This window comes from Haloarcula sp. H-hyl2, assembly GCF_056934385.1.
In genome coordinates this window covers 123,160-135,882 of the sequence record NZ_JBRIIJ010000005.1, presented here as the reverse complement: position 1 = coordinate 135,882, position 12,723 = coordinate 123,160, and the positions used below count along the sequence as shown (strand labels likewise).

12 protein-coding genes and 2 pseudogenes are annotated in these 12,723 nt (G+C 56.4%); 6 read left to right on the top strand and 8 right to left on the bottom strand.

Going from position 1 to position 12,723, the window contains the following annotated elements; all coding sequences use genetic code 11:
• The first annotated feature begins 85 nt into the window (after positions 1-85).
• The 4 genes and pseudogenes from Hhyl2_RS20700 to Hhyl2_RS20685 all read left to right on the top strand — a co-directional run.
• A complete protein-coding gene (locus Hhyl2_RS20700; protein ID WP_483552692.1) occupies positions 86-679 on the top strand; it encodes a DUF7998 family protein in 594 nt (197 codons plus the stop codon).
• A 981-nt stretch (positions 680-1,660) separates the two neighbouring features.
• The gene (locus Hhyl2_RS20695) at positions 1,661-1,894 is read left to right on the top strand and encodes a DUF8134 family protein (protein ID WP_483552691.1); all 234 of its coding nucleotides are present in this window, start codon (positions 1,661-1,663) and stop codon (positions 1,892-1,894) included.
• Positions 1,858-1,986: a hypothetical protein gene (locus tag Hhyl2_RS20690; RefSeq protein WP_483552714.1), complete on the top strand. Its 129-nt coding sequence runs from the start codon at positions 1,858-1,860 to the stop codon at positions 1,984-1,986. Before Hhyl2_RS20695 ends, Hhyl2_RS20690 begins: the two co-directional genes overlap by 37 nt.
• 381 nt (positions 1,987-2,367) lie before the next feature.
• A pseudogene (locus Hhyl2_RS20685) lies at positions 2,368-2,879 on the top strand (RNA-guided endonuclease TnpB family protein); the annotation flags it as partial.
• Between the two features lie 582 nt (positions 2,880-3,461).
• Here Hhyl2_RS20685 and Hhyl2_RS20680 read toward each other — a convergent pair.
• From Hhyl2_RS20680 to Hhyl2_RS20650, 7 genes and pseudogenes are all read right to left on the bottom strand, one after another.
• Complete coding sequence (locus Hhyl2_RS20680; RefSeq protein WP_483552690.1) at positions 3,462-3,944, bottom strand: sensor histidine kinase; 483 nt, start codon at positions 3,942-3,944, stop codon at positions 3,462-3,464.
• 72 nt (positions 3,945-4,016) lie between these two features.
• Complete coding sequence (locus tag Hhyl2_RS20675; protein ID WP_483552689.1) at positions 4,017-4,898, bottom strand: PAS domain S-box protein; 882 nt, start codon at positions 4,896-4,898, stop codon at positions 4,017-4,019.
• Positions 4,899-5,046: 148 nt separating this feature from the next.
• A pseudogene (locus Hhyl2_RS20670) lies at positions 5,047-5,868 on the bottom strand (IS5 family transposase).
• A gap of 81 nt (positions 5,869-5,949) precedes the next feature.
• Entirely contained in the window at positions 5,950-6,750 is an 801-nt protein-coding gene (locus Hhyl2_RS20665) for an energy-coupling factor ABC transporter ATP-binding protein (protein ID WP_483552688.1), read from the bottom strand.
• Positions 6,738-7,550 (bottom strand): cobalt ECF transporter T component CbiQ, encoded by an 813-nt coding sequence (gene cbiQ / locus Hhyl2_RS20660; protein WP_483552687.1) that lies wholly within the window; start codon positions 7,548-7,550, stop codon positions 6,738-6,740. The genes Hhyl2_RS20665 and cbiQ overlap by 13 nt, the downstream gene beginning before the upstream one ends.
• Positions 7,547-7,846, bottom strand: a complete 300-nt coding sequence (locus Hhyl2_RS20655; protein ID WP_483552686.1) for a PDGLE domain-containing protein — start codon at positions 7,844-7,846, stop codon at positions 7,547-7,549. The genes cbiQ and Hhyl2_RS20655 overlap by 4 nt, the downstream gene beginning before the upstream one ends.
• Positions 7,843-8,499, bottom strand: a complete 657-nt coding sequence (locus tag Hhyl2_RS20650; protein WP_483552685.1) for an energy-coupling factor ABC transporter permease — start codon at positions 8,497-8,499, stop codon at positions 7,843-7,845. The genes Hhyl2_RS20655 and Hhyl2_RS20650 overlap by 4 nt, the downstream gene beginning before the upstream one ends.
• Positions 8,500-8,626: 127 nt before the next feature.
• On the opposite strand from Hhyl2_RS20650, the gene Hhyl2_RS20645 reads away from it, so the two are divergent.
• Positions 8,627-9,043, top strand: a complete 417-nt coding sequence (locus Hhyl2_RS20645) for a CopG family ribbon-helix-helix protein (RefSeq protein WP_483552684.1) — start codon at positions 8,627-8,629, stop codon at positions 9,041-9,043.
• 279 nt (positions 9,044-9,322) lie between these two features.
• Here Hhyl2_RS20645 and Hhyl2_RS20640 read toward each other — a convergent pair whose 3' ends face one another.
• On the bottom strand, positions 9,323-11,077 hold the full coding sequence (locus tag Hhyl2_RS20640; protein ID WP_483552683.1) for a transposase: 1,755 nt from the start codon (positions 11,075-11,077) through the stop codon (positions 9,323-9,325).
• A gap of 387 nt (positions 11,078-11,464) precedes the next feature.
• On the opposite strand from Hhyl2_RS20640, the gene Hhyl2_RS20635 reads away from it, so the two are divergent.
• On the top strand, positions 11,465-12,700 hold the full coding sequence (locus Hhyl2_RS20635; protein ID WP_483552682.1) for a site-specific integrase: 1,236 nt from the start codon (positions 11,465-11,467) through the stop codon (positions 12,698-12,700).
• Positions 12,701-12,723: the final 23 nt, after the last annotated feature.

Below are 12,723 nucleotides of genomic sequence, written 5' to 3'. Positions count from 1 at the left end.
ATGGTGCTACGCTTAAGCGAGGAGGATAGCACCACTCGAACATATTGGGGGATACATCTGTGGTAGTCGGTAGATTAGATGACGTATGGTTAGATTCAGCTCCCCGTTCGGTAACAGCGACGACGACGGCGACCTCTTCGAGACATACGACGAGTTCGTTCCGGAAACAATTCCCGAACCGGGTCGCTTCCTCGACGGTCACGACGTCCTCAAAGGCGAAGAGCATCTTTCGTTCCACGAAGTGACTAAAGAAATCTTCGAGGAACGCGGCGTCTACGACATGACCTTCGGATACAACCTTGCCCGTCTAAACCTCGACACTCGTCATCGAAACTCTGGGTACCGATACGCCCGCGATTCGGAAGAGCCGTCAGTTCTCCGGGCGGAGTTCACCCCGACGACGCCATTCTGTCCACAGAGCGATACGCTTACGAAGGGGTCGTTCCGTGCCTGGAACGGACTGGCAGATTGGCATGAGTTCGACATCGTTCGGGTCCGTGTAGACGAGATGCACCACCGGGCAAACGAAATCAACGAGAGTCTAGACGAGATGGACAAAGGTGACAGCGTTGAGACTACGGAGATGGAAAGCGAGGGAACAGAACGTGGTGGTGGCTCCGGGTGTTCACAGGGAACTGGCGGGTCAAGTCGAGGCTACGGCGCCGATGCACCATTCTGAGAGCGAGATACCCAACTGAACCACTTGCATGATGGACGAAACAGGGACATCGACTGGGGACACGAATGCTGTCACGTGGCGGCAGCTACCGACCGACGCGGTCGCACCACCAATCGTTCGTACGATCCCGATCTCGAAATGAAGCCGAACACCCTGAAGTGAAACCAACGGGGTACGGTTGCAAGTTCTTCCCGGGTATAGTCCCCTACCGCATAGACGGATACGACCGAGTCTTCTACTGGCGGAACGTGTAGCTCCGATTTCTCTCTCCCAAGTGACTGGAAATTCGTATGTGCAACGACGGACGAACTCCGCGGCATCAGTATGCTGCATGTCGACTCCCGTCCCTCGTTTCGACGACAGAGGATGGCGTAACTATCGTCGTCGACGGGACGGTCGGCGGTGAGTCGTCGACGGTACGTGTCGAATCGTATACTCCGCCGACTGTTCTTCTAGTCAGTCTAACATACCCTGACAGGGTACATTTTCGCGTGAAAGGGGCGAATACACGACCTCCACGGAAGAACGTCAGCAGACCACGCTCGGCATACAGTCCATCGAGGCGGTCGAAACGAGGGCGACTCGAAGACAGTACAACCGAAGCTCGGGGTCCGGTATCCTAGACTGCGCGAAATACACCATCCTGCTGGAGCATCCTTCCGGCTGTTCCCGTCGTTCGGGTTGACCCTCGATGAGGTTCCGAACCCGCTGCCGGTACCGACAGCAGCCGGCGAACTCAATGATGGGGCACTATCAGCAAAGCTGGATATTGATCTCACTTCGCGTCCCTATCCCGAACGAGTCCTCTAGCAGGCGTTCGCATATACGGCGTTCGATCTCTACTCTGAGAGGACGCCCGAATGACTCAACTCTCTACTAGCCATCTCGTACTCCGGACAGGACAGACTGATTCTTGACCGAGATGACGGACAGTATTGTGACTGTCGACGTAGACAGTACTCAGACAGAGAAACAGAGGGTATGACCATAACAATCCGCCACGTCGATCTCGGTGCCTGGCTGAGTGTCGACGGGACGCGGGAAATCGGTGTGAGCGGTCTCTGGCAGTTTACCGACGAGAGCTTTTGTAACTGTACCTCTCGGACTTCCTCGCGGAGGGATTTGCTGACATCAGCGCGGGCTCTTCAGGCATTGAAGCCTGACTCGTCGGTCAATGTATCCAGTGTGGCTCCGAAGGGACGACTGCCTGGTTGACACTCGGTCGGATGGTTGGGACAGACAACCCGGAGTTCTATCCGGTGGCTGCTGACGCAGTGCAGTTGCTGTCTTCACCATCACTGGACTGAGGACTCTGAAAACCACTCTTTTTCCAGTGAGAATTATCGTCCCGAATCCCCGTTGTTAGATGCCTTTGTACAGTCGCGAAGGTCCGAAACCGACGAGTATGATACCACGATAGAGTTAGTCCGAACATTTTCGGCGGAACAATCAATTCGGTAGTTGACTTTCTTACTGTGTGGACACACTAAAATCTGCAATTCTATATCAGGGAGTCTTATTCGGAGTTCTCGGAGGAATACTTGGATTGTTGACTCAGGGACCCGATACTGCAGTTCTCTGGTTGATCGTCGGGTATTTTTTCGGAAAAGCAGTACAAAGCATGACGTGGACCATAGCTGGGAAAGGCAGCTAGCTGAGCGGTGGGCTTGTGCCCATTTTCTCGATGAAAGTTAGACCGGAAGCGCGACGAGCGCCGGACACACTTCTTCCACGCCATCTCGACGGATATAGTAGCCGAGTGTGCCGCTCGCAACGTCGGAAAATGCCGTGGGCGACTTGACTGGTATCCGCGAGGACGCCAACTGGGGCGACCACGGCAACCTCGACCTGCATGGATGGGCGTTCGACAGGTTCACCGAAATGCTGGAATACAAAGCCGCTGAAACGGCATTTCTGTTGAGCGCGTGGATGAGGGTGATACGTCCAAGTCCTGTGCATCCGAGGGACAACCGACGACAGCCAGCGCGTCGAGCGTGGCCTGTACGTCTGCGACGAGTGTGGGATGGTCGCCAATGCTGACGTGAACGGAACCGAAAATATCCGACAGAAGATACTCCCGAATCTCGCCTGTGACGGAGGAGATAGGGATAACGGCTGGATGGCACAGCCGGTGGTGCGCCTGTTCGACAAATCTACGGGGCGAGTAGCCCCACAAGAACAGGTGAGCCGCGAACCATAATATCCCAACGCTCGGGGAACCGCGCCGTTCACGGCGCGGAGGATGTCATACCGTCGATTGATTCGGTATACGCTCAAAACCGAGTTATCGCCGAAGTACCGGTCGCTGTTGGAGGAGCGTCAAGAGTGCCGTTTCGTGGTCCCGGCCATGAACTTCTTTGAGCAAAAATAACCGCACAACTGCGTATCTAATATCGTGTGGAAACCAGAATACTCGTCGTGGGGTCCGAAGTCGACATATTCCAGCGGGTCTGAAAGACGAACTCCGCAATCGATCCGTGGGCGTCGTGATCGAACCGGACTCTGGCGACGGTTCGAATATCCGATTGTAGAGCAGATACTGCACTCCGATCATATAGCGGGGTCGACCCGTATACAGGCCACTCGACGTGCTGCGACTGTGCGATAGTCGGTAAGACATTTGATCGTGAGGGCTCTGTCGATGACATCGATCACGTGGCCTTGTTGAAACCCTCAGTCGGTGATAGGTTTTAGGGATCCTGCTGGCGAGCACCTCATACACGCTACCATCGATTTACTACCGCACTGTTCGATGCATAGGTGACAGACAGTGTCTACGCACTCACGCGAAGTCTTTCTGCTTCGCCATCTCAATCTCAAACCGCGCTCCACCATCGGTTCCATCGGTTATAGATAACTCCCAGCCATGGGCTTCCACAATCCGTTTTACGATGGTCAACCCGAAACCAGTCCCACCCCGTGCTGACGAATGGCCGGGCTTACACACTTCGTCGCGCTTTTCGACTGGAATTCCTGACCCATCATCTTCAACGTAGATTCCCTGTTCATCGTGACAACCCACACGGACGGTCACGTCGGACCCGCCGTGTTCAACAGCGTTGCGGAACAAGTTCTCGAACACGTGCCGTAGCCGATCAGGATCACCTTCGAAAGTCATCTCATCGACGATCTCGATATTTGCGTCCTCCGTGTCTACTGTCCCCCAGCACTTCCCGACGAGGTCAGTCAGGCTGACCGACTCGGTTTCGCTAATCGTGTCGCCCTGACGAGCAAGCGTCAACGTGTCCTCAACGATTGCCTCCATCCGGTCGAGCGCTCGGACAAGTGGCTTGAGATGATCACTTTCGACCTGCTCGTCGAGGAGCGTTGCACGACCTTATGCGACGTTGAGCGGGTTCCGCAAATCGTGGGAAACAACACTTGCAAACTCTTCGAGGCGCTCGTTCTGCTGACGTAATTGTCGCTCTCGTTCGACGCGTTCAGTCACGTTCCGAGTGACCCCAATCAGGCGCGTGATTTCACCGTCATTGACCACCGGCGCGAGTTTCGTCTGCCAGAAACGTGCTCCCTCATCTACCCGGAGCTCCTCTTGATACGAGATAGGCTCGCCAACGTTGACACAGCGGTGGTAGTTCGCTTCTAACTCTGCCCCCTGCTCCTCGCCGAACACATCACGCGGTGTCTGGCCCTGTACGTCCTCTGTCGTAATTCCGGTTTGCCGCTCGTAGGAGGGACTGAGGCGTTCGAATTCAAATCGGACACTCTCCTCTCGTTTTTCGACGTTGATGAGAAAGATGGCATCCTCGACGTTGTTCAACAGGGCTTCGTACTCTTCGGCAAGTTCCCGGGCTTCGGCCTCGTACTCCTTTCGCTCCGTGATATCCCGACTGCTAAGGAGGATCCCATCGATGATGTCGTCGTCAAGTCGATTCCGAATTGTGGATTCGATCCAGCGCCAAGAGCCGTCGGCGTGGCGGAATCGGACCTCGACAGTCTCGGATTCAGATGGGTCCGAGAGTACTGTCTCCAGCGCGTCGGCGTTTCGTTCTCGGTCCTCGGGATGGACAAACTCGTATCCTTCATGACCAATCAAGTCGTCGGGGTCGTAGCCGAGCACCCGTGTGACAGCCGGACTGACGTAGGTTATCGTCCCGTCGGAATCAACGACTGTTGCGAGATCATTTACCTCCTCAACGAGCGTCCGATACCAGTCAGCCCCGTGTTTATCCTTCTCTCGGGGCGTCGTATCTTCTTCCATTAGTCGTAATGTGTCCAGTATCAATGTATGTATTTTGAACCCGGGTTTTCTCTCCAATAGAAGAGATCTCTGTATCGGTCACACCGTTACTGACGGAGATCAGTGAGTTTCTCACCCGCCTGTGAGGTACACCCTCTATATCTAACGTTCAGAGTGCCTTGTCGATGTTATGAGTGAGACAGCCGACAACGAGTTCACGGAACTGCTTCCACCAGTACCGTGAGCGGACGAGCGCACCGTACTTCCGTTTAAGGCGAGAGTTCACCGTCTCGTTCTGACTGCGCTGACCGTAAAGATCGGCATCCAACCGGGCATTCCACGCTTTGTGAAGAGACGAGAACTCGCGGTGCTTGATGAGCGGTCGAACACCAGTTTCACGGGCTAACGTGCGAATGTTCTGGTCATCGTATCCTTTGTCGCCGAGGAGAACCGCTACATAATCGGTATTCCGCTTGATGAGCGACGGCGCGATCTTCGAGTCGTGTTTTCGTGTTGTCGTCACGTGTACGTCAAGGATAGCATTCACCCTCGTGTCCACGAGAAGCGTGACTTTCAACTGCTAAATTGTCAACTTCGTTCGCTTCGTGTAGTGCTTCGAGGCATGACTGCGGTCGAACCCGGAAGCGTCGATCCCGACGACACCGTTGGTTGGGAGAAGCGAAACTGAGAGATTAAGAAGAACACGCCAGACTGCCATATCGAGTCGGTTGAACGCTTTGCATAGCGTTGAGGGCGACGGGAGTTCCTCAAGATCGATGGCTCTTCGAATCCGGGGCATCTCGATGAGTTCGTCAAGAAGCATCCGGTACGTCGTATTCTTCCGAACTTTGAGGCAGAGCAAGACGATGTGTTGGTGGAGTGTGTAGCGACGTTTCGAGAACTTTGAGGAGTAGCGGGCAACAGCTCGCCGAGCCAAGTGGTACGCCTGCTCAACGAACTGGAGCAACCGCGACTTCGGGAGGACTTCCATACGATCAGACTACTATGTGAACCTGTAACCCTCCGAGGATTTCAACAGAGCCGATCACGTGTAAGCAGGTACAGATCGGTTCTACTGCATCTCGTCCAGAAGATAATCTCGTGCGTCTGCGACAGTCAGTGGGATATCATTGGCTTCGAGAATCCCCTCGAACAGTTGCACCGTCGCTGGCGGCTGGAGGCCATTCTCTCTTAGCAACGTGCTGTCTGTCAGAACGCTTCGAACAGACTCGTCTGCGACCATCGAACCATCCGGTCCAACGACGATTACTCGGTCGGCGATCTCAGGCACGACGCCCAGCGACGGCGTGAACAGCATTACAGTCCCCTCGTGGTCGGTTACTAGGTCGAGGATGCGTTCTCGGTAGTGGGCATCGACGGCACCGAATGGTTCGTCAAGCAAGAGAACCTCCGGCTTAAATGCGAGGACGCTCGCAACCGCTGCGCGTTGCTTCTCGCCTCCTGACAGGTGGAATGGTGGGCGGTCCAACAAGTCGTCCAGTCCGAGATCAGCAGCGAGTTGCGCTACCTGCTGCTTCGCTGCCTGCTGCGACATTCCGAGTTGTGCCGGTCCGTATTCGATGTCCTCGCGGACCGTTGTGTTGAATAAATAGTCGTCTGGGTCCTGGAGAAGCACGCCGAGTTGGTCCCTGACGGCTTCAGCGTCGGCTGTCTCACCGAAGTACTCCACTGTGCCGGCGGTCGGATCGACGAGCCCACCGAGTACGAGTTGTAACGTACTCTTGCCTGACCCATTCGCGCCGACGACCGCGACCCGTTCACCCTCTTCGATAGAGAACGTCACGTCTCGAAGAGCCGTCGTCCCGTCTGGATACTCGTGTATCAGTTCCTGGGCCTCGATCACAGGCCCCATCGGACCACCCCCGAGCCGACGACAGCGACGACTGTGAGCGCGACCAGTGTGTAGTCGCCCCTGTCGATAGTCCGTGATTGACCGTATGGTGACGGTAGTCGGGTACCCCCACGAGCTCGCATCCCGCGGCCGACTCGTTCGCCACGATCCAACGTCCGTAACAGGAATGTCCCCACGAGCCGCTTAGCATCACGCCACCCGCCACGGAGACTCGAGCGTCCGGTCGTGCGACTGTTTCGCGCCACCAGCAGTTGCTGCAACTCGTCGAAAAACAGGAACAGGTACCGGTAGGTGACGGCGACGACCCACACCAGCGCAACCGGGACACGCAGTTCCCGCATCGCGGCAACCACCGCCGAGAAGGGCGTCGTCATCACGAGTAGCGACAAAAGTGCGACCCCAACGCCGACGCGGAGTGTGAACAGCACGACGTACATGATCCCAGCGTTGGTGACGGCAAGACCGAATACCTGTACGATCGGGTCACCTGGAAGTAACACGGCCTGTGGTAGGATAATACAGGCGGACACGAGTGGGACAACCGATGAACGTGCGAGCAACCGGCGCAATGGAACGGTTGATAGCCGTGCCAGTAAGACCGTCACGACACAGAAGAAGAGCGTCACCGCTAGAGTTCGCGTAATCATCACCGCCAGCGCGAGGCCGGCAATAGAACACAGCGATACTCGGGGATCGCGTCGCTGGAGGAATCCGTCGTTTGCGGCGACCTGTTCAGCGGAGAAGAATCTCCGAAGGGTACAGGTGATCGATTCGACCGAGCGCCCGACGACGCCGGTCACTGTTCGAGGAAGCGACCGATCCCGATTGCAACCGCCAGTGTGAGTGCCGTCCCAACGGCGGCCGAGACGAGTGTTCCGAGCAGTGAACTGAGCCCCGGAACGGAATAGTCCGGCAGCAGTCCGGGATTGATGAGTTCAGCCGCGTCAGACGCTCCAGTCTCTTCTGCGGCGTTTTCGAGTGGTTCGGCGTATCCGACAGCGCCGGACGCCCAGCCGAACACGGGCGCTAGGACAACAAGCACTAGCAGCACGAGGAGCGCCTGCCGTCCCCATGAATCAGACATGAGGGCGTTCACAGACCCACCTCCGGAGACAGCTCATCGTCCTCAAAGCAGCCCAGGACGAGGTCCGGCCGTGCGTCCGTGACGTAGCCGTAGACGGCTGCCGTAATTGCACCTTCAATGAGGCCCAACAGCGCGTGGCCCACGACCATGATCGGCACGGCCACACTCAGTTCGTAGGCGAATGCCGACGAAAGCCCGACGCCAACGCCGACCACGAGTGCCGAGACGGTGACCGCTCCCCACCCGGCAACGAATGCGGCACCGGTCTCGCGGACGCCTCGAAGTACCCGAAAGAGGGCATAGCCTATCAAGACGTCGACGACAGCCATTGCGAAGAGGTTCCCACCGAGCGCGATGATGCCGCCGTCGCCGAATACGAGTGCCTGAATCGTCACGACGGCGGTCATCGCGAGGACTCCGAGATACGGACCCAGCAGAATCCCGGCGAACGCACCACCGACGAAGTGGGCACTGGTTCCACCCGGAATCGGCCAGTTCAACATCTGTGCAGCGAAAATACCTGCTGCCACGACTCCGAGCAGTGGCGTTCGTTCGTCGCCAAGTTCGCCACGAGCGCGTCTGACTGCTATACCGATCATGACACCGGAGCTGAGCCAGAAGAGGCCCGCCACCCACGGGTCGAGGAAGCCGTCAGGAATATGCATACGTACTCCCACTGATATCCAAGGATATAATAATACTTTTCTTCTCAATCGTAATACTATCTAATGTGATACTGCTTCGGAATCGTAGCTACCAACGATTAAACGACTGCTGGAAAAACACGGAATCATGAACCAAGACGTCGACCGGATGAGCGCCACACTCTCTCCGAGTCTCCTCTCCGAATTGGACGGGGTAGTCGAAGCCGGCGAGTACGACAGTCGGTCCGAGGCGACTAGAGATGCGCTCCGCGCGTTCGTCACAGAGTTCAATCATCAAACCGATCTCTCGGGGCGTCTCAGCGGCACTGTAGTTGTTCTCTACGATCATGACCACAGCGGAGTGACCGACAAGATGACCGAACTGCAACACGACTTCACCGAGACCATCATCGCAGTGCATCACGTTCATCTCAGCGACCAGCTCTGTCTAGAGTCGATCGCCGTTGACGGGACCGGTGAATGTATCGAAGAGTTACTAGCTCGGATTCGGCCGCTGAAAGGAGTACATCAGGTCAAATTAACCGTCGTCGAAGCAGATCGGTAGCAGGAGACGCACCCGAGGATTGCGAATACTGTCTCGAAGGTCGCCGGAGAGATTCTATGTATTGAGAAGGTCTAACTCTTCACGTTTTCGGGATGTAGAGCGTCTACAAACGAATAGTAGTCGAATCAGACGCAGTTTGAGATGTTCTCGCGGAGATACAATGCATCGGTTGCCGGTTGGCGAGTAGTCACGGATCGATTGGAAGAGAACAGCCGATATCGTGCTCAGACCGCGAGTCCTGCGGCTTGCCGCAGCGAGCAACAGATACAGTTCACCTTCTCAGCCGGCCTTTCGGAGGGAGTGGCCGACCGCCCGGACGAACGTCCTAGCGGTCACGACTGGCGGCGACCTGATTTTTCGCTCTACGCCGACTTTCACCAGAAAGTCGGTAAGCCGCCACAGATTGTACAGTAACGCTGCGAACGTGAAGTTGAACAACCGCACTCGGTAGTCTGTTGAGGAGGTCTTGGGGAGGTACGCTTTCACCGACTTGTACTGGTTTTCGATGTCCCAGCGACGGCTATAGCTGTTCGTCACGTGAGCGATCTCGTCGGGATCGACGTGATCGCGGTTGGTCACGAATACGGCGTACTTGCCTTCAGCGTCGTCACTGGTGGCTGGAACGTACAGATATTCTGCAGTATGATCGACGTCCCCGTCGGGATAGACGGGGACGTCGTGGTTGACGGCCGCGTCTACCCCGTCTTTGCTCTCGATTTTCTCAATGGCCTCGTAATCCGGCTCGTACTTCGGTACTGGCATTGTGTACAGCAAGCCACGACTGTTAATCTCTGCACGGACGTTTCTGGCGTAGAATCCACGATCCAGCAGGATCTCGTCCAGATCGACGTACTGCTGGGCTCTCGAAAGCAGACGCCCAACCGCGTCTGCTTTCGAGTCAGCTGGGGCGTCGACTGGTTCCCAGTCTGAATGTTCCTTGACGCCCTCAATCCCAAGGATGATCGGAACGTCGTTCCCGACGATTGTGATCGTCGCGAACGTGTAGCCGTGTTTCAACTCACCGTCGTCGACGTACCCGCTCACCATTGGCGGGTACGTCGACTTCGGAATCTGTTCGTCCTTGTCGATCCACGGCCAGACGTGATAGGGGACGTGCGTGAAATCGACGGCCGCCACGACGTGGCGGTCGTCGAATGGATCTTCGTAACGTGTCGTCTGGAGGATGTTCTCGGTGGCAGTATCGAACGCGTCCATGAGATACTCGCGGAACACCTCGGTGAACGCGACGATATCCTCGATTTGTTGCTCTTGGAGTGGGATAGAGACCTCCTGATCAGCCGACATTGCGAACTGCTTAATCACACGGAGGAACGTCGAATCATCACAGGTGTCGTTCTCGTCGAGAAACCAGCCAGCTTCGCCTTCAGAATGGGCGCTTCCTTGGGTGAGGCATGCCGAGGCGAACAGATCGAGGATCTGTTCGTCCTCGTAGACTCTGTTATCGGCTCTGTGAGAGTCGAACTCGCCGAAGGCGTGCCTTCGGGCGAGCTCGACGATCTTGGTCCCCTGCTTTCGAACGTGCTCGCGTGTTACCGTCGATTCACCGCCGTCTTCTTCGATATCGTCCTCGTCAGGAATGATCGGAACCCGTGCTTCCAACACGACGCCACGGTCAACGGCTTCTTGTGCGATACCCGTAGCTGCGGCGTTGAGCGTCCGTTTGGTTTGTTTGCTGAACTGCTGCCACGCGTACGAGAGTGATTGCTGGGACGGTGCCTTCTCCAAATCAAGTGTCTTCAGGAGTGATGGTCGGTTTTCGAGGCGATCTGCGACCTCGCTCTGGGCGAGGTCGTAGATCTCCTGATAGAGATACACCCGAGCCATCGGTTCAGTGCCGTTTGCGACCTTGTGTTGCTGGCGGTCGTCGGTGAGACCGTCAGCTGGAATCGATACCTCTCCAAGGACACGCCAGAGATGATCCACTGATTCACAGACTTCCCCAGCGTGATAGACGATCGCCCCCGCGAGCGCGGGGGCGTCGTCATCGACTGCCGTCAATCGGTTAGAACTCATCGTAGCTTCGAGCGCGGCAGCGAGCGGTTTCAAGTCGTCACATTAGTCGTCAAATCGACTGTTCCAGATTCTTATCGAATTCATAGCTGTCTCGTCACACGGTACTGCTGTCCAATCAAAGTATCACCAAGCTAGTGGTTGGTAGAAATCGAGATCCCGAAAACGTGGACCGCGGCCAACCGAGTTTATATAGCGACATACGATATACAGATGTTCGAGCATTGTCGATCGGTAATTACACAATTTGGTTGTATGTCCGGCTACAACCAACTGTCCAAAAAAGTCAAGTGAACTGAAGACCACCGGTACCCATGGAAACGCAACCGCTTAGATTACCCCACAGAGACAGCGAGCCGGTTCGTTACAGCGGAAACGATGGGGTCGAATATGAGTGAGCAACAGCACAACTGGAGCCAGCAATCACTTGACGAACTCGTCGAGTACTATACTGACCAGATCCACCCAGAATTTGCGGCCAACTCACCCGACTCAAATCAATCCTATCCGACAGCGGCGTGGCTTCGGAACCACGGGTATTCTGGAATCCGCTATACGCTCCGAGAACATCACGACCGGACGTTCACCGAGTTCATCAACAAAGATGTCGGCATCAAGGACGACGAAGCCGATGACAATACCCGTCGCTGCGGTATCGAACACGACCCGACCGAATCAGCCGTCGACGCCTACTTTTCGCGTCGTGAGGACCGGGAGCTGCTGGCCAACTCGACGCTCGCGTCCCGGCGCTCTCGGTTTCACACGTGGGTGGACACCTATCGCCAGCAACACGGGACGGATGCACTCCTCAAGCAAGCCGCTGAGATGGATCAGAAGCCAGCTGAACGGCGACGAAGCCGCGCCGTCCTCGACGAGATCGCCGACACCCTCGGGAGTGACCAATCACGACTCACGTACGTCGCCGATGTCCGTCCGGTGTATAGCTGGCTGACCGACGAAGGCTACCTCGCGTTTAACCCACTCGACGACATCGAATCCGAGTATGGCTGGGAGCGCCCTGACGCTGACAACCAGTCACTGACCGCAGACGACGTCAGGAAACTTCTCGAAGTGGTCGAAACACCCGGTAAAGAGCTACTCGTGACAGCGCTCCCAGGATGGGGATTGCGGCCCTCTGAGGTCGCTCAACTCCACATTTCTCAATTTGCCCTCGACGGAGACGACCCACACATTGCGTTTGAAGAGCGCAAAAACGGCCCTGGTACTGTTGCGATCCACTACGGCGTGCACACTGTCTTCGACCACGTCGACCATCTGGCCGGTCAGGATACCTGGCAGGGCTACCTGTTTCCCTCGCCGGTCGATCCTAGCGAGTCGGTCCATTCTGATACCATCACGAATCGATTCAAACGTCTGGCCGAGCGCGCGGGCGTCCGCGTCGATGGGAAAGTCGCGACGCCGCGGACAGCCCGGCGGTTCTGGTACTCGACGTACTCTAGGGCGATGGTCGACATCCGCGCTGAGATGGACGAGATTGCCGACGAACAGGGTGCACAGTCGGGCACTGTCGTCTGGGAACAGTATCTCTCAGAGGCAGATCGGCGTCGCCGACGTCGCCAAGCAATGGCCACGAAACTTGCAGACGCATTTGAGGCCAGCGATTGAGTCCACTCCCTCCGTCCCTCCGG